Source organism: Bradyrhizobium sp. CCGUVB23, from assembly GCF_024199885.1.
Lineage (GTDB): Bacteria > Pseudomonadota > Alphaproteobacteria > Rhizobiales > Xanthobacteraceae > Bradyrhizobium.
Map to the genome: position 1 here is coordinate 3,834,214 of NZ_JANADQ010000001.1, position 17,078 is coordinate 3,851,291.

General features: G+C 64.0%; 18 protein-coding genes and 1 pseudogene. 14 read left to right on the plus strand and 5 right to left on the minus strand.

Features of this window, described 5'->3' with window-relative positions; genetic code table 11:
• Window positions 1-79: 79 nt before the first annotated feature.
• The gene (locus NLN62_RS17520; RefSeq protein WP_254109631.1) at window positions 80-1,300 is read right to left on the minus strand and encodes a ubiquinone biosynthesis hydroxylase; all 1,221 of its coding nucleotides are present in this window, start codon (window positions 1,298-1,300) and stop codon (window positions 80-82) included.
• A gap of 267 nt (window positions 1,301-1,567) precedes the next feature.
• Between NLN62_RS17520 and tesB the strand changes: the two genes are divergently transcribed.
• Window positions 1,568-2,431 (plus strand): acyl-CoA thioesterase II, encoded by an 864-nt coding sequence (tesB, locus tag NLN62_RS17525; protein ID WP_254109633.1) that lies wholly within the window; start codon window positions 1,568-1,570, stop codon window positions 2,429-2,431.
• A 3-nt stretch (window positions 2,432-2,434) separates the two neighbouring features.
• Here tesB and NLN62_RS17530 read toward each other — a convergent pair whose 3' ends face one another.
• Window positions 2,435-3,331: a DUF4339 domain-containing protein gene (locus NLN62_RS17530; protein ID WP_027525077.1), complete on the minus strand. Its 897-nt coding sequence runs from the start codon at window positions 3,329-3,331 to the stop codon at window positions 2,435-2,437.
• 245 nt (window positions 3,332-3,576) lie between these two features.
• Between NLN62_RS17530 and NLN62_RS17535 the strand changes: the two genes are divergently transcribed.
• The 8 genes and pseudogenes from NLN62_RS17535 (at window position 3,577) to NLN62_RS17565 (ending at window position 8,230) form a co-directional block, all read left to right on the plus strand.
• Complete coding sequence (locus NLN62_RS17535; RefSeq protein WP_027525078.1) at window positions 3,577-3,915, plus strand: P-II family nitrogen regulator; 339 nt, start codon at window positions 3,577-3,579, stop codon at window positions 3,913-3,915.
• A gap of 107 nt (window positions 3,916-4,022) precedes the next feature.
• Window positions 4,023-4,337, plus strand: coding sequence for a helix-turn-helix transcriptional regulator (locus tag NLN62_RS17540; protein WP_254109635.1), 315 nt, complete (start codon window positions 4,023-4,025; stop codon window positions 4,335-4,337).
• Window positions 4,334-4,690: an SRPBCC domain-containing protein gene (locus tag NLN62_RS17545; protein WP_027525080.1), complete on the plus strand. Its 357-nt coding sequence runs from the start codon at window positions 4,334-4,336 to the stop codon at window positions 4,688-4,690. Before NLN62_RS17540 ends, NLN62_RS17545 begins: the two co-directional genes overlap by 4 nt.
• Before the next feature lie 41 nt (window positions 4,691-4,731).
• A complete protein-coding gene (locus tag NLN62_RS17550; protein ID WP_254109637.1) occupies window positions 4,732-5,334 on the plus strand; it encodes an ATP-dependent Clp protease proteolytic subunit in 603 nt (200 codons plus the stop codon).
• A 4-nt stretch (window positions 5,335-5,338) separates the two neighbouring features.
• A pseudogene (locus NLN62_RS53490) lies at window positions 5,339-5,489 on the plus strand (ammonia channel protein); the annotation flags it as partial.
• 309 nt (window positions 5,490-5,798) lie between these two features.
• A complete protein-coding gene (locus NLN62_RS17555; RefSeq protein WP_027525082.1) occupies window positions 5,799-6,137 on the plus strand; it encodes a P-II family nitrogen regulator in 339 nt (112 codons plus the stop codon).
• 37 nt (window positions 6,138-6,174) lie between these two features.
• On the plus strand, window positions 6,175-7,629 hold the full coding sequence (locus NLN62_RS17560) for an ammonium transporter (RefSeq protein ID WP_027525083.1): 1,455 nt from the start codon (window positions 6,175-6,177) through the stop codon (window positions 7,627-7,629).
• Between the two features lie 196 nt (window positions 7,630-7,825).
• Window positions 7,826-8,230, plus strand: coding sequence for a GFA family protein (locus NLN62_RS17565; RefSeq protein WP_027525084.1), 405 nt, complete (start codon window positions 7,826-7,828; stop codon window positions 8,228-8,230).
• 71 nt (window positions 8,231-8,301) lie between these two features.
• On the opposite strand, the gene NLN62_RS17570 is transcribed toward NLN62_RS17565, so the two are convergent.
• Entirely contained in the window at window positions 8,302-9,087 is a 786-nt protein-coding gene (locus tag NLN62_RS17570; protein ID WP_027525085.1) for a GGDEF domain-containing protein, read from the minus strand.
• A 300-nt stretch (window positions 9,088-9,387) separates the two neighbouring features.
• Here NLN62_RS17570 and NLN62_RS17575 point away from each other — a divergent pair, with 300 nt between their 5' ends.
• The 4 genes from NLN62_RS17575 (at window position 9,388) to NLN62_RS17590 (ending at window position 14,996) form a co-directional block, all read left to right on the plus strand.
• Entirely contained in the window at window positions 9,388-10,602 is a 1,215-nt protein-coding gene (locus NLN62_RS17575; protein ID WP_254109639.1) for an aminotransferase class I/II-fold pyridoxal phosphate-dependent enzyme, read from the plus strand.
• A 4-nt stretch (window positions 10,603-10,606) separates the two neighbouring features.
• Window positions 10,607-13,078, plus strand: coding sequence for a DNA translocase FtsK (locus NLN62_RS17580; RefSeq protein ID WP_027525087.1), 2,472 nt, complete (start codon window positions 10,607-10,609; stop codon window positions 13,076-13,078).
• A gap of 170 nt (window positions 13,079-13,248) precedes the next feature.
• Window positions 13,249-14,013 (plus strand): outer membrane lipoprotein carrier protein LolA, encoded by a 765-nt coding sequence (locus NLN62_RS17585; RefSeq protein ID WP_027525088.1) that lies wholly within the window; start codon window positions 13,249-13,251, stop codon window positions 14,011-14,013.
• Between the two features lie 167 nt (window positions 14,014-14,180).
• Window positions 14,181-14,996 carry an exodeoxyribonuclease III gene (locus NLN62_RS17590; RefSeq protein ID WP_027525089.1) on the plus strand — a complete coding sequence of 272 codons (816 nt, stop codon included), beginning with the start codon at window positions 14,181-14,183 and terminating at the stop codon, window positions 14,994-14,996.
• A 126-nt stretch (window positions 14,997-15,122) separates the two neighbouring features.
• Here NLN62_RS17590 and NLN62_RS17595 read toward each other — a convergent pair whose 3' ends face one another.
• Both NLN62_RS17595 and NLN62_RS17600 read right to left on the minus strand, forming a co-directional pair.
• Window positions 15,123-15,566 (minus strand): cyclic nucleotide-binding domain-containing protein, encoded by a 444-nt coding sequence (locus tag NLN62_RS17595; RefSeq protein WP_027525090.1) that lies wholly within the window; start codon window positions 15,564-15,566, stop codon window positions 15,123-15,125.
• Between the two features lie 59 nt (window positions 15,567-15,625).
• Window positions 15,626-16,312, minus strand: a complete 687-nt coding sequence (locus NLN62_RS17600; protein ID WP_027525091.1) for a response regulator transcription factor — start codon at window positions 16,310-16,312, stop codon at window positions 15,626-15,628.
• Between the two features lie 201 nt (window positions 16,313-16,513).
• Here NLN62_RS17600 and NLN62_RS17605 point away from each other — a divergent pair, with 201 nt between their 5' ends.
• Window positions 16,514-17,074 carry a L,D-transpeptidase gene (locus NLN62_RS17605; RefSeq protein WP_254109641.1) on the plus strand — a complete coding sequence of 187 codons (561 nt, stop codon included), beginning with the start codon at window positions 16,514-16,516 and terminating at the stop codon, window positions 17,072-17,074.
• The last annotated feature ends 4 nt before the right edge of the window (window positions 17,075-17,078 follow it).

Consider the following 17,078-nt stretch of genomic DNA (forward strand, 5'->3'; position numbering starts at 1 on the left):
CCGGCGGAGGCCGGGGTCTACGCTCCGCTTCGCTGCGCTTGTCCCTGATGGCGAGAGGAGGGAGTTGCGCTGGCCCGCCTTACAACGCCTCACCCTTCAACAGCCTCGGCACTTCGCCGGTGAGACCGGCGGCCTGGCGGATGAAGAGATTTTTGAGCGGCGGGGCGCGGTCGACGATGCCGAGGCCGATGTCGCGCACGGTGCGCAGAAGTGTCGACCTGTTGGAGAACAGGAAGTTCAGCGAATTCGTCGCAAGCCCCATCGCCATGGTGTCGAAACGCCGCCAGCGCTGATAGCGCTCGAGCACATCGCTCTGGCCGATATCCATGCCGAGCCGCGCGGCATCGACGACCACTTCGGCGAGCGCGGCGACATCCTTCAGGCCCATGTTGAGGCCCTGGCCCGCGATGGGGTGAATGACATGCGCGGCATCGCCGACCAGCGCGAGGCGCTCGGCGATGAAGGAGCGCGCCACGAAATAGGACAGCGGAAACGCGCGCGGCTTGTCCAGCGCCTTGATCTCGCCGAGATGCAGGCCAAAGCGCTGCTCGAGCTCGCCGTGGAATTCGTCCTCACTCAATGCCGTGATGCGCGCGGCCTCAGTGCGGCCCTCGGTCCACACCAGCGAGGAGCGCTTTCCCGTGAGCGGCAGGATCGCGAAGGGACCGGCGGGCAAAAAATGCTCCTCGGCGCGCCCTTCATGATCGCGCTCATGACCGACGGTGACGACGATGCCGGATTGATCGTACTCCCAGCCATGGGTGACGATGCCGGCGCGCTCGCGCAGCTTCGACTTCGCACCGTCGGCCGCGATCAACATGCTCGCCGCGACCACGCTGCCGTCGCCCAGCGTCACGTCGATGCCGTCGGGGCGCGCGTCATAGGAGGTGACAGCGGTCGCCCGGAGATCGATGCCTTCGGCCTCGGCGCGCTTGACCAGCACGTCAATGAGCTGGCGGTTCTCGATCATGTGAGCAAAGGGCTCGCCGGGCTCGACATCGCCGGCGAAAGTCAAAAACACCGGACGCGTGGCGTCCTCCAGCTTGGAATCGGTCACGACCATGTCGAGGATCGGCTGCGCGCCGCCCTTGACGTCGTCCCAGGTGCCGATCGCCTCGAACAGCCGCCGGCAGGCCGCGACGATGGCGGTGGCACGCGGGTCGCGGCTCGGCCGCGTGGCGAGCGCCGGATCGGCGACGATCACCGGAATGTCGGGACCGAGGCCCTGGCGCAATGCGAGCGCGAGCGCGAGGCCCGCAAATGCGCCGCCGCCGATGACAATGCTACCCTGTACTGACATACCCTAGATCCCGGCTAACTCTTGGTCTTGCTAGCAGACTTGAGCTGGGCGAAACAGTGCGGTGAAACAAGGGCCGCAAGGCCTCATGCAGTCATTCCGGGACGCGCGACCCGAACTCGGGTTTACCCGAGTTCGGCTTGTTAAGTTAACCAAGTCGGCAACAGCCGACTTGGTTGGCGAACCCGGAATCCAGAGTTTTATCGGCTCGAGATTCCGGGTTCACGCTTCGCGTGCCCCGGAATGACGAAATCCTTCGAAAGTGCCACCATGTCCAAAAGCCTGATCGACCTCATCTCCATCCTCGATATCGAGCCGCTCGAGGTGAATTTGTTCCGCGGCAACAGCCCGAAAACGAGCTGGCAGCGGGTGTTCGGCGGGCAGGTGATCGGGCAGGCGATGGTCGCGGCCTGCCGCACGGTGGAGGGCCGGCTGCCGCATTCGCTGCATTGCTATTTCATCCTGCCGGGCGACCCGCAGGTGCCGATCATCTACCAGGTCGAACGGCTGCGCGACGGCAAGAGCTATTCGACGCGACGCGTCACCGCGATCCAGCATGGCAATGCGATCTTCTCGATCATGGTCTCGTTCCATGCCGAGGAGGAGGGCGCTTTCGACCATCAGGACAAGATGCCCGACGTGCCGCCGCCGGAGAAGCTGACGGCTGAAGAAGTGTCGAAGCAGCCGATGTTCCGCGAGATGCCGGAATTCATCCGCCGCTACTACGAATCCGACCGTCCGATCGAGCTGCGTCCGGTCGAGCTCGGCCGCTATTTCGGCCAGAAGATCGAGGACGGCCGCATTCACGTCTGGATCAAGACCGCAGCGAAGCTGCCGGACGATCCGGCGCTGCACATGTGCGCGCTCGCTTATGCCTCGGACTTCTCGCTACTCGATGCGGTGATGGCGCGCTACGGCCGCACGCTGTTCGACAAGCGCATGATGCCGGCGAGCCTCGATCATGCGATGTGGTTTCACCGCCCGTTCCGCGCCGACGAATGGCTGCTCTATTCGCAGGATTCGCCGAGTGCACAATCAGGCCGCGGCTTGACCCGCGGCCTGATCTTCAAGCCCGATGGCACGCTGGTGGCCTCCGTCGCGCAGGAAGGCTCCGTGCGCGAGCGGAAGAGCTGAGCGCTAAACCGACCCCTTCGGCACGAGCTCGGTCTGGGAGGCCAGCCAGCCCATCATCCAGCGATACATCCAGGGAATCGGGATGATGAAGCTGCAGAGGATGGCGGTCACGATCGCGCGCCAGAGAAACTCGAGGCCAGTGCCCTTGAAGACGATGTCGCGCCGCGTGCCCTCGATGTTGCGGCACATCCAGCGGATCTGGGCGACCATGACCCACGCCCAGCCGATGATGGTGATGAAGGAGATCGCCACTAGCAGGTTCCAGCCGATATAGATCCAGACCGGGCCCGTGAAGCTGAGGCCCATCGGCTGCCCGTTCGAGGCGAGGTTCGCGACCATCCATTTGAGGAGCAGCCAGGCCAGCCCGATCTCGACGATGGAGATCAGAGTGTTGAGCAACTGGATGCCGGTGAACCTGACCGCGATCACCAGAACGACGAAGCCGAAAAACCAGGGCACCAGCGTCATCGCATTGCCGGTGAAGCTGAGGTTCGGCCGTCCCGGAACCTTTACGCAGGGCACAATCCACTGCAGGTACCAGACGAACACCCAGGGCGCGGGAATGACCAGCATCGAGCCGATCACCATGACGATGGTGCGCCAGCTGAACTCGAGGATCTCGAAATCGATCGAGGGCGAGGAGCCGCCGCCGCTGTAACCGCCGCCGCCATAGCCCCCGGCGGAGGCCATCGCAGGCGGCCCGCCTGCCGGAATGATCGGCGGCGCGCCGCCGCCAGCCATCAATCCCGGAATTTCGGCAGCCCTCTGCCAACCGGCCATGCCCTCGGTCCACACCAGTGTGTCGGCGCGGACCACGCCCTGGGCAATGAGATCGCGGAATTGCCCCTCCGGATAGGGCCCCTGCTGCTTGCCCTCAGATGCGTAGAACCAACTCGCCATGACGCGCCCCTTCCCTCAAACATACTTTTGTGCCGGCCGGGACGGTTCGGTTCACCGCATCCATGCCAAAAAATGCATTTTGGAGGAGGTCCGGCTGCTCTGTACAGGGGCGGCGGCCCTGGTTGCTTCAGCTTTTTCTCTCTTCAACCTGCAACATTTTTGTGCCATTTGCCCGGAAAGATGCCAGATTGACGCAGCGCCACCTGCGTATTGCGTGGCGAAGCTCCGGGGAAACAGGCCTGACCATGAAACTCGTCGTCGCGATCATCAAACCCTTCAAGCTCGATGAGGTCCGCCAGGCGCTGACGGCGATCGGCGTGCACGGCATGACCGTCACCGAAGTGAAGGGCTACGGCCGCCAGAAGGGTCATACCGAAATCTATCGTGGCGCCGAATATGTCGTGAACTTCTTGCCCAAGCTCCGGATCGAGATCGCGGTCCCCTCCGACATCGCCGAGAAGGCCGTCAACGTCATCACCGCGACGGCGCGCACCGGGCAGATCGGCGACGGCAAGATCTTCGTCACGCCGATCGACCACGCGCTGCGCATCCGCACCGGCGAGACCGACAGCGACGCGCTCTAATTCCTTGCTTCGAAACGCGCGAGCGACGCCGGCGCAGCTCTAAGCTTTGGACAGCCTCGGGTCGCTTGGGGCTTGCGCAACACATAAGTGTATGCTTATGTGTTGCCATGATCGAAGCCGACATCTTCAAGGCGCTGGCCGACCCGACGCGCCGAAAGGTCTTTGAAAAGCTCGCTGGCGGAAGCCTGAATGCCAGCGCTTTGCGCGACGGATTGGAGATCAGCCAACCGGCGACGTCGCAGCATCTCGCGGTTTTGCGTGCAGCAGGTCTCGTGCGCGAACAGCGGCAGGGCCGATTTGTGAACTACGAGGTCGACCCGGACGGCATCGCCACCATCGGAACATGGCTTGCCCGCTACCGCGCCTACTGGCCGAAGCGCATGGAAGCGCTCGGCGACCTGTTGAAGGACATGGATCAATGAGCGACGCAGCCAAGCCTGATCACGCCGACACAGACCTGGTGCTTGAATATGACTTCGACGCGCCGCCCGAAAAGGTCTGGCGCGCCGTGACCATTCCGGCGCTGCGCGAACGCTGGCTGCCGGATGCCGACCTGGTTGGCGCCGAGCCCGAATCATCGGTCGCCGGCGAAGAGGTGCGTTACCGGCTCCGCGATTCCGAGCCCCCGTTTCGAGAAAGTCACGTCACCTTCAGGATCGAACCGAACGAGGCCGGCGGCACCCGCTTTCGTATCATCCAGCAGTCCTGCGACATCCGCACGAACTTGCCGAAACCGGCCAACACCAATTGCTGCCTGATGCGCGCGGCGGCCTAACAACACAACGACTTCATCACCTGCAGACATGGAGGTCGCCGATGCGCGACATGCTTCAGCTCGTCCCTATGGTCGTCGAACAGTCCGCGCGCGGCGAGCGATCCTTCGATATCTACTCCCGGCTCTTGCGCGAGCGCATCATCTTCCTCAACGGCGAAGTCAATGATGCAATGTCAGGGTTAGTCTGCGCGCAGCTGCTTTTCCTGGAGGCGGAGAACCCGAACAAGCCGATCAATCTCTACATCAATTCCTACGGCGGCGTGGTCACCAGCGGGTTTGCGATGTACGACACCATGCGGTTCATCAAGGCGCCGGTTCATACGCTATGCATGGGCACCGCGCGTTCCATGGGCTCGTTCCTGCTGATGGCCGGCGAGCCCGGTCACCGCGCCGCCTTGCCGAATGCGAGCCTCCACGTGCATCAGCCACTCGGCGGCTTTCAAGGCCAGGCGTCCGACGTCCTGATCCATGCCACCGAAATGCAGGAAACCAAGCGGCGCATCATCCGGCTCTATGCACGACATTGCGGGCGCCCCGAGCAGGAGGTGGAACGGACCCTGGACCGCGACCACTTCATGACCGCGCAGCAAGCGGTCGAATGGGGACTGATCGACAGGGTTTTTGCGGAACGCGACGCCGCCTGATCGAGGTCACCCGCAGCAACTCCTGATCCAGCTTTGCGGGGCTGCCGAGCTTCGTCCTGCTCTAGCGGGTCGCGCGATTCATGCCTTTGCGCGTCTCGCGTGGGCACGAATTGGAGGGCCTCGGCATTTCCCAGCACGGCGAGGCGCTTCGGTGAGCGCTGTCACGTACCCAAATACCGTTTTGCTGCCCGACACGTGAGCAACATTGTGTCGGCGGCCTGCCCTGCATTCGTTTTAAGCAGGCATGACTACGTTTTAGGCGCGACGTATTAGCGCAGTGCAGCGCGACACCCGTAGAGCGGGAAAAGTCTCGCATTCATAATCCGTTAGGCAACGCCATCGATCTGGCACGGCATTTGATTCTCAGGGCCCGGCTGTGCCCGCGGTGTGAAGCTTCTCCTCGTGGTGAACCAGTCGAGAACGCCCGGCCACGTCCGGACCGGGCCCAAGCGGGGATAGGACCCATGAAAATTGTTATGGCGATTATCAAGCCATTCAAGCTGGAAGAAGTCCGGGACGCCCTGACCGCCATCGGCGTTCACGGTCTCACGGTGACGGAAGTCAAGGGATACGGCCGGCAGAAGGGCCATACGGAAATCTATCGCGGCGCCGAATACGCCGTGAGCTTCCTGCCCAAGATCAAGATCGAGGTGGCCGTCGCCTCCGACCAGGTCGACAAGACCATCGACGCCATCACGTCGGCTGCGAAAACCGGACAGATCGGCGACGGCAAGATCTTCGTCATCAGCCTCGACCACGCGGTCCGCATCCGCACCGGCGAGGCCGACGCCGCGGCACTTTGATTTCGCGCTCAACCTTATCGAATCAGGAGAAAATGAAATGACGTTTAAGCGTCCCTATGGCGCGGGACTGGCCGCCCTCGCAGTCGGCATGTTCGCTGCGACCGCAGCCTACGCCGAGCCAACGGTCAACAAGGGGGATAACGCCTGGATGCTGACATCGACAGTGCTCGTGCTGTTGATGACGATCCCGGGTCTTGCGCTGTTCTATGGCGGTCTCGTCCGCTCCAAGAACATGCTCTCGGTTCTCGCCCAGGTGTTCTACACGGTCTGCGTCGTCACCGTGCTCTGGGCCCTCTACGGCTACAGCCTTGCCTTCACCGGCGGTTCCGACTTCATCGGCGGCTTCTCCAAGGCCTTCCTGATGGGTGTCACCACCGATTCGAAGGCGGCAACCTTCAGCGCCGACGTCAATATCTCGGAGCTGGTCTATGTCTGCTTCCAGATGACCTTCGCGGCGATCACGCCCGCCCTCATCGTCGGCGCCTTTGCCGAGCGCATGAAGTTCTCGGCGGTTGCGCTCTTCATCCCGCTCTGGGTCACGCTGATCTACTTCCCGATCGCGCACATGGTCTGGTACTGGGCCGGTCCGGACGCGATTTCTGCTGCGCTCAAAGCGGTAGAAACAGCGGCTGACGACACCGCCAAGAAGGCAGCCACCGCAGCATTCGAGACAGCCAAGACCGACTTCCTCGCCGACGCTGGCTGGATCTTCAAGAAGGGCGCGATCGACTTCGCGGGCGGCACCGTGGTGCACATCAACGCCGGCATCGCCGGTCTCGTTGGTGCGCTCCTGATCGGCAAGCGCACCGGCTACGGCAAGGAGCTGATGGCCCCGCACTCGCTGACCATGACCATGATCGGCGCCTCGCTGCTCTGGGTCGGCTGGTTCGGCTTCAACGCCGGCTCCAACCTGGAAGCCAACGGCGGCGCAGCCCTCGCCATGACCAACTCCTTCGTCGCCACCGCAGCCGCCGCGCTGTCGTGGATGTTCGCGGAGTGGATCGTGAAGGGTCATCCCTCGGTGCTCGGCGCGCTCTCCGGCGCGGTCGCAGGCCTCGTGGCGGTGACGCCGGCGGCCGGCTACTCCGGCCCGATGGGTGCGATCGTGCTCGGCCTCGTCGTCGGCATCGTTTGCCTGTTCTTCTGCACCGTGGTGAAGAACGCGCTCGGCTACGATGACTCGCTCGACGTGTTCGGCGTGCACTGCGTCGGCGGCATCGTCGGCGCCCTCGGCACCGGCATCCTGGTCAACCCGGCGCTCGGTGGCACCGGCGTGATGGACTACACCATCGGCAAGGTCGGGGAGTACGTTCTGGCCGACCAGATGATCGCCCAGGTCTGGGGCGTCAGCACCACGCTGGTGTGGTCGGGCATCGGCTCGGCGATCCTCTACAAGGTCGTCGACGTGATCGTCGGCCTGCGCGCCAATGTCGAGACCGAGCGTGAAGGCCTCGACATCACCGAGCACACCGAGCGCGCCTACAACATGTAACGCTCTCCTCCCGGGTGCGATCTCCCTCGGGGATCGCATCCAGAACTACGGTTTGGGCACATACCCGGCAATGCCCCGACCGTTGAGGGGCTCCAGCGCAAGTTGGAGCCCCTTTCTTTTTTCGGTGTCACAAAAGAAAAACTTGCCAAGCAAGCCGGCTAGCGCAGAAATAACGAACAACAAAAGGGAGGTCGTCATGCGCTTGGAAGGTGGATGCTATTGCGGCGAGGTGCGCTACGTCGCGGAGGGCGACCCGATGATGCAGGCGCAATGCCATTGCCGCGAATGCCAGTACATCTCTGGCGGCGAGCCCAACACCTTCATCGCGATGCCGGCGAACGGCTTCACCTACATCACCGGCCAGCCCAAGCAATTTACCCGCAAGGACCTCGAACGCGCGGTGACGCGGGAGTTCTGCGCCGAATGCGGCACCCACCTGGTGACGAAAGTGCCGGGGTTGCCGGCCGCGATCGTGAAGGTCGGCACGCTGGACGATCCCGCGCAGTTCAAGCCGCAGATCGCGATCTATACCTGCGACAAGCAGGAGTTCCACCAGATCCCCGCCGGCATCCCGACTTTCGAGAAGCTGCCACCACGCTAGACCGAGATGATTCTGGTTGAATCGGTGCGAGCCCAGGGCGCAGATCACCTCTCCCTACGGGAGAGGTGATCTCACGCGGCCACGAGCGCCCGCTCGTCGGCTTCGACGACGCGATCACGGCCGCGGCGCTTGGCAGCGTAGAGCGCGCGGTCGGCGATCCGGATCAGCTCGGCGAGCTCGGCATCGGCACAGGACACCGTGAAGCCGAGGCTGATGGTGACGCGCTCGAGATTCTCGCCGATCGGGATTTCGCGGGTCGCGCAGGTCGTGCGCAGCGCCTCCGCATGCCGTTCGGCCTGATCGCGAGTGACGCCGACCATGAGGCCGGCAAATTCCTCGCCGCCATAGCGCGCGACCAGCACGCCTTCGGCCCGGGCGAGCTGCCGCAGCACGTCGGCGACCTCGACCAGCACCTTGTCGCCGGCGTCATGGCCGAAGCGGTCGTTGATCGACTTGAAGTGATCGATGTCGCACAAGAACACGGTCACCGGCACGCTGCGCTTGCGTGCCGAGGTCAGCGCGAGCGCGGCCGCATCGTCGAAGCCGCGGCGGTTGAAGAGGCCGGTGAGCTGGTCGGTCTGGGAGATCCGCGCGAGCTCGCTGCGGGTCAGCGTCAGTTCCTGCATCAAGAGCCCCGAGCGATAGCTGAGCGCGGCGGACAGCGAGGCCGAGATTGCGGTCGCAATGCAGAGACTGAAGCCGATGATGTAGCCGACGCTCATCGTGGCGCTGAAATCAGTGCCGAGATGCAGCAGCAGCGTCGATGCGGTCATCACGATGGTCAGGCTCGCCGCGATCGCCGCGCGCCTCGCCGTGTGGCGAAGCACATCGCCATGTGTCGCAATCTGAATCGTCACGCGCCGCCCCCGCTTGTCGTCAGCAGCCATAACACCGGCGGCGCCAGCGAATCGCGAACACGAAAACCTTCTTGGAGGAGGGGGTTAACGATGGGCGACGGTCTTGCCTAAAATGCCGGGAAACGGAACCGTCGATGGACCGTATCTCCTTGTTAACGGGCGGCAATTATTCGGCTCTGGACGGGGGGACCGACCGATGGTTAATCGCGTCTTAACCTCGCCCTATCTATGGTGAACTGAACCGCTTCCGGCCGGTGCGACCTGCAACCGGCAGTTCCAAGAGTGCTGGCGCCCCAACGTATGGCTATGACCGCTTCATCCCGTGCGCCGCAGGGCAGTGGAAGCTCTGATACCGAACGCTCGCCCTTTGTCCGGCTGAACGAGCTGCTGGCTCCGCACCAGCCGGGCAAGCCATTGATTTCGCTCGCAGTTGGCGAACCGCAGCATCCGGTGCCTGACTTCGTCGGGCCGGTGCTGGCAAAGCACATCGCCGATTTCGGCCGCTATCCGCTGAACAATGGCATCGAGCCGTTCCGGAAAGCCGCCGCAAGCTGGCTCGGCCATCGCTTCAAGCTGCCGCGGCCGATCGATCCCGAGAGCGAGGTCCTCGTTCTCAATGGCAGCCGCGAAGGGCTGCTCTTCGCCGCGATCACGGCCGCGCGCTATGTCGGCCCGCGTCCCGGCAAGCCGGCGATCCTGATGCCGAACCCGTTCTATCCGGTCTATGGCGCCGGGGCCCGCGCAGCCGCTTGCGAGCTGGTCTACCTGCCGACGACGGTCGAGAACGGTTTCCTGCCCGACCTCGATGCGATCGACGAGACGACGCTGGCGCGCACCGTCGCCTTCTACATCGCCTCGCCCGCCAACCCGCAGGGCTCGGTCGCCTCGCGCGATTATTTCACCCGCCTGAAGAGCCTTGCCGACCGCTACGGCTTCGTCATCCTGAGCGACGAGTGCTACTCGGAGATCTATACGCGGGAAGCGCCCGGCAGCGCGCTCGAATGCGCCGGCCCCGACTTCACCCGCGTCGTCGCCTTCCAGTCACTCTCCAAGCGCTCGAACCTGCCGGGCCTGCGCGTCGGCTTCGCCGCCGGCGACAAGAAATTCTTGCGCCAGTTTCTCGAGCTGCGCAGCGTAGCCGCACCACAGGTGCCTGTGCCGCTCCAGCATGTCGCAACCGTTGCCTATGGCGACGAGGCCCATGTCGAGGAGAACCGCAGGCTGTACCGCATCAAGTTCGATCTCGCCGATCAGATCCTTGGCAACCGCTACGGCTATCGCCGGCCCGAGGGCGGCTTCTGCGTCTGGCTCGACACCTCGCCGCTCGGCAACGACCAAGCGGTGACCTTGAAACTCTGGAAGGAGGCCGGCGTGCGCGTCGTGCCGGGCAGCTACCTGGCGCGGCTCCAGCCGGACGGTTTCAATCCGGGCGCGGGCTTCATTCGCCTGGCGCTGGTGCAGAGCGGCGAGATCACCGCCGAGGCGCTGCACCGGCTGGTCGCAACGTTGGGTTAGGCGGATGAGCATGTCGGCAATCGAACGTGTCATCCCACTGGTCGCTCACCTGCCGCCGTCGATCCGTGACGCGCTGACGCGCCGCGTGCGCGAGCTGACCGGTCTTGGCCTGGTCGCGCTTTCCGGCGTCGCCGCGACCGCGCTGATGACGTGGTCGGTGCAGGATCCAAGTTTGAGCCACGCCACCTCGCGGCCGATCCGCAACATCCTCGGCTATGCCGGCGCGATCGGCGCCGATCTGGCGATGCAGATTCTCGGTCTCGGCGCGATCATGCTGATCCTCACCGTGGCGGTGTGGGGCTGGCGCATGATGACCCACCGCCCGTTCGATCGCGAGGCGCTGCGGCTCGGCTGCTGGATCCTCTGCACGGTGATCGCGGCGGGTTTTGCGAGCTGCTGGCCGCATGGCGGCGCATGGCCGCTGCCGACCGGCCTCGGCGGCGTGGTCGGCGACGCGCTGGTGCGCGCACCGGCCGTGATCTTCGGACCCGCAGGCGCCATCTATCGCATGGTATTCGGGACGATCCTGTTCGTCGCGATGGCCACGACGTTCCTGATCGCCTGCGGCCTCGGCGCGCGCGAGCGTGACGACGACGAGCTGACGCCGATCGAGGACGACGACACCCCGTTCGAGGAAGAGGGCGAGGATCGTGGCTCGGTGTCGCTTGGATGGCTGTTCCACGCGCTGATGAGCACGAAGGCGCGGATCGTCTGGCTGTGTAGTGCCGCCTATCGCTCACTGGTCTCGAGCGGGTCAAAGCCGCGCGCCGCGGCTTTCGATCGCCAGGAGCCCAGCCTCGGCGGCCGCGCCGCGCCCTCGATCTCGCCGCATGCCGAGGACGAGGAGTACGAGGAAGAAGAGGAAGAGAGCGACGGAGAAGAAGAGGAGGAGGTGCCGGCCGCACGCGCCCCGCGCAAGAAGGCTGCGCCGAAGGCCGCTGCCAAGAAATCCTCCGACAAGTTCGACCTTCCGTCCGTCTCCATGCTGGCCGCACCAAAGGCCGGCGATCGTCAGCCACTCAGCAAGGCCGAGCTGGAAACCAATTCGCGTTCGCTCGAAGGCGTGCTCGGGGATTTCGGCGTGCGCGGCGAGATCGTCAAAGCCAATCCGGGTCCGGTCGTCACGCTGTATGAATTGGAGCCGGCGCCCGGCATCAAGTCGTCGCGCGTGATCGGCCTTGCCGACGACATCGCACGCTCCATGAGCGCGCTGTCGGCGCGCGTCGCCGTCGTGCCCGGCCGCAACGCCATCGGCATCGAATTGCCGAACGCGCATCGCGAGAAAGTTTACCTGCGCGAGCTGCTGGTGGCGAAAGAGGCGACCGAAACGGTGGCAAAACTGCCGCTCTGTCTCGGCAAGACCATCGGCGGCGACCCCGTCATCATCGATCTGGCGCGCACGCCGCACATGCTGATCGCCGGTACCACCGGCTCCGGCAAGTCGGTCGCGATCAACACCATGATCCTCAGCCTGGTCTACCGGCTGCGCCCGGACCAGTGCCGGCTGATCATGGTCGATCCGAAGATGCTCGAACTCTCCGTCTATGACGGCATCCCGCATCTGCTCACCCCCGTCGTGACCGATCCGAAGAAGGCGGTGGTCGCGCTGAAATGGGCCGTGCGCGAGATGGAAGAGCGCTACAAGAACATGGCCAAGCTCGGTGTGCGCAACATCGACGGCTACAATGCGCGCCTGCTCGAAGCCAAGGGTAAGGGCGAGGAGATGACGCGCACGGTGCACACCGGCTTCGACAAGGAGACCGGCAAGGCGATCTACGAGGAAGAGAAGCTCGCGCTCGATCCGCTGCCCTACATCGTCATCATCGTCGACGAAATGGCCGACCTGATGATGGTCGCCGGCAAGGACATCGAAGGCGCGGTGCAACGCCTCGCACAGATGGCGCGCGCCGCCGGCCTGCACGTGATCCTCGCGACGCAGCGTCCGTCGGTCGACGTCATCACCGGCACAATCAAGGCGAACTTCCCGACCCGCATCGCCTTCCAGGTCACCTCCAAGATCGACAGCCGCACGATCCTGGGCGAGATGGGCGCCGAGCAGCTGCTCGGCCAGGGCGACATGCTCTACATGGCCGGCGGCGGCCGCATCAGCCGCGTGCACGGCCCGTTCGCCTCCGACGAGGAAGTCGAGAAGGTGGTGCGTCACCTCAAGACGCAGGGACAGCCGGAATATCTCGAAGCGGTCACCGCGGAAGAACCTGCCGAGGACGAAGACGGCGCGGTTTTCGACGCCACCGGCATGGGCGCGGATGGCGGCGGCGACCTGTTCGCGCAGGCCGTTGCGATCGTCAAACGCGACCGCAAGGCCTCCACCAGCTACATCCAGCGCCGGCTCCAGATCGGCTACAACCGCGCCGCCTCGTTGATGGAGCGCATGGAACTGGAAGGTATTGTCGGACCGGCCAATCATGCCGGCAAACGCGAGATTCTGGTCGAGGAAGAGGACAGCCATATGTGAGGCAAGGCGCAAAGCGCCGAAGCGGGCCTCACAATGAGTTTTTCACGCAAAAACGATATCTGCTTTTGACCGAAACCACGGTAAAAGGGCGCCCAGCCACACAGGACGACGCTTTGACTGGAAATCCCGATATTCGATCCGCTGCCTGTTTCGCCGCGCGCAGCGCGCGGCTGGCGGGTGCGCTCGTCATCGCCGCCTCGATCACTGCCGCCAGCGCGACGTCGTTCGCGCAGACCGTGCCCGTTCCGAAACCCGCGCCGAAGGGCCGCGACGGCGGACAGATGAGCGGCGGGCCCGCCACGACCGGCGCCACCCAGACACCGCCCAATCCGATCATTCCGGATCCGCGCCGCAACGTGCCGAGCAGCATCTTCCAGACTTTTGACGACAAGCAGAAGGCACAGGCCGCCAGGGTCAGCACCTATCTGTCGTCGTTGCAGACACTGGTCGGTAATTTCGTGCAGGTCGGGCCCGACGGCAGCAAGACGCAAGGCGACTTCTACATCCAGAAGCCCGGCAAGATGCGCGTCGAATACGATCCGCCCAGTCCGATCGACATCATCGCCGACGGATCCTCGCTCGTGGTCCGCGACCGCAAGCTCGCGACCCAGGACGTCTATCCGCTGTCGCAGACGCCGCTGCGCTTCCTGCTCTCGGACCGCATCGACCTGATGAAGGACACCAACGTCATCAACGTCAGCGCGGACGATCTCTTCATCAGCGTCACCATCGAGGAGAAGCAGGCGCTGATCGGCACCAGCCGCCTGCTGCTGATGGTCGGCGCCAAGGACGGCCAGCTGAAGCAATGGACGGTAACCGACCCGCAGGGCTACGACACCACCTTCGCGGTCTATAATCTCGACAGCACCAAGAAGCTCGATCCGAACATGTTCAAGATCGACTTCACCAATTACAACGTCCCGTCGCCGGGTTGAGCTCTTGTAGGGTGGGTTAGCCGAAGGCGTAACCCACCGCTTCTGTCGCCGCTGAAACCAAAGAGGTGGGTTACGCTTCGCTAACCCACCCTACGAAGCCACAAGCGCTTCGTCGCCCTGTGGACAAGCGTCTCCACCGCATCAATCCATGCTATGACGCATCCCCCATGCGTCTTTCCCTGACAACCTGGAACATCAATTCGGTGCGGCTGCGCATCGATCTCGTCGCCAAATTCCTCAAGAGCGCGCGGCCGGACGTGCTGTGCCTCCAGGAGACCAAGTGCATCGACGATGCCTTTCCGCTGAAGCGCTTCAAGCGGCTCGGCTATGAGCACGTCGCGCTGAACGGGCAGAAGGGCTATCACGGCGTCGCCATCGTCTCGAAAATTCCGTTCGAGGCAACCGATATCCGCACCTTCTGCGACAAGATCGATTCACGGCACATCTCGGTGTCGTTCGGCGAGAAGGCGCAGATCGCAAAGCCGCTGGTGCTGCACAATTTCTACGTTCCCGCCGGCGGCGACATTCCCGATCCCGCGCTGAACGAGAAGTTCGACCACAAGCTTCGCTTCCTCGACGAGATGAAGGCGTGCGACCCGCTGCATCCGCGCGGGGAGGATCGCCACATCCTGGTCGGCGATCTCAACGTCGCACCGCACGAGAACGACGTCTGGTCGCACAAGCAGCTGCTGAAGGTGGTCTCGCACACGCCGATCGAAACCGAGAAGCTGCTGGCAGCGCTCTCCGCCGGCGAATGGGTCGACGTCGCGCGCGAGCGCATTCCGCTGTCGGAGAAGGTTTATACGTGGTGGAGCTACCGCGCCGCCGACTGGACCGTCGGCGACCGCGGCCGCAGGCTCGACCACATCTGGGTCTCGCGCGCGCTCAAGGACGCGGTCAGCGACTTCAGCATTCTTCGGGATGCGCGGAGCTGGGAGCGGCCGTCGGACCACGTGCCGGTGACGGTGACGCTGGAGGTCTAATCGTCGCCCTGGCGAAAGCCAGGGCCCATTACCACCAGTCTTCGTTGTTGCACCAGGACGTCGGCAACCGCACCAAGCCACAAGCATTCGGGGTAATGGGTCCTGGCTTTCGCCAGGACGACCGAGTCAGTTATTCAGCTTCGAGCCCGCCATCAAAATATCGCTCGCGATCTGGCTCGACCTTATCGCGAACTCGTCGCGCAGGCGGAGGGCGGCGGCCGGATCGCTCTCCAGCACGCGCTGGAACAGGCTGCGGGCGACGCGGATGACGGAGGAATGCTCCAGCGCGATCGCGCTCGAGGGACGCTTCATCGGCACCACCAGCGCAAGCTCGCCGATCAGGGTACCGGGGCCGGCGATCATCTCGGCACCGGCGCCGTCCTCGACGCGAAAGGCGCCGCGCTGAACCACGAAGCCGGCGTCCGCGTCTTCGCCCTGATTGAAGAGGACATCGCCGCGCACGAAATCGCGCTGCTCGGAGCCGATCGCCAACATGCGCAGCGAGGCGTCTCCCAACAGGCGCAGTGTCGGGACACGCTCGAGCAGCGCTACGTCGTCGTCGATTGACATTCAGGTCCGTGGCTCAAAGGCCCGCGATTTCAAACGATTCGCGGGACGTTCGGAGCGTATCACGGCACCAGCTTGTAGCCACCGGCTTCCGTGACCAGGATTTCCGGGTTGGCGGCATCCTTCTCGATCTTCTGGCGCAGACGGTAGATGTGGGTTTCCAGCGTGTGGGTGGTGACGCCGGAATTATAGCCCCAGACCTCCTGGAGTAGCGTCTCGCGCGAGACCGGCATCTGGCCGGCCCGGTAGAGGAAACGTAGGATCGCGGTTTCCTTCTCCGTCAGCCGCACCTTGCGGGCGTTGGCGGCAGTCAGCATCTTGGAGCCCGGTCGGAAGCTGTAGGGCCCGACCGAGAACACCGCGTCTTCGCTCGCTTCGTGCTGACGAAGCTGGGCGCGGATGCGCGCCAGCAGCACCGCGAAGCGGAAGGGCTTTGCCACATAGTCGTTGGCGCCGGATTCCAGGCCCAAAATCGTGTCGGAATCCGTGTCGTGTCCGGTCAGCATGATGATCGGAGCCTTGAAGCCGCCCTTGCGCAGGCTACGCACCACCTCGCGGCCGTCGGTGTCGGGCAGCCCGACATCCATCAGCACGAGATCGGGGGAATTGGCCTTTGCGGCGCTCGCGCCCTTCGCACCGGTATCGACGGCGGAGGCTTCGAACTCTTCGTGCAGCGATAATTGCTCCACCAACGTATCGCGCAGATCGGAATCGTCATCCACGATCAGGATCTTGCGGGCATTGGCCATGGGGTCATCCTTTTGGACTCGAACTCCCACGCGCGCATGCCGCGTGAGAGCTGCGATTGGTAAGTTAGAGGTCGCCGTTATTATTGTTGTTCGTGTTGAAGTAGTGGGCTGTTACCGATTCTCAAGCCAGAACTACTCTAACGCAGAATAGCAGGGCTTTTCGATGAATGTCCTGTAATGAAGCCGACACCGCGCATTCACATGAAAAATCAAGATATCTCAATAGCTTACGCCAAGAACAGACCGCTTTCCGCGATCCGGGTGAGGGCGTCGGCTGGTAATCCGCGGCGGGGCTGGCTGACCGCCGGACCCCTGACGATTCCCGTGGCGCTCGGCCGCGGCGGCATTCGCGCCAACAAGCGCGAGGGTGACGGCGGCACGCCGAAGGGCAGCTTTCGGCCGCGGCAGCTCTGGTGGCGGGGCGACCGCCACAGGCGGCCGCGGACCTTTCTGCCGGTCCGTGCCATTCAGCCTGACGACGCCTGGTGCGAAGATCCAGGCGACCGCCATTACAACCGGCCGATCCGGCGCGGGGCGGGGCAGGGCGGCGACCGGCTGACGCGCGCCGACCGGCTCTACGACTTCATCGTCGAGATCGATCACAACACGCGGCCGCGCATTCCCGGACGCGGCAGCGCGGTGTTTTTGCATCTGGCGCGCGACAATTTCGGGCCGACGGCCGGCTGCGTGTCGATGACGCAAGCGGCGATGCTGCAATTGTTGCGGCGCCTGGGACCAAAGACCAGGATCATCATCGGGTGAGGGA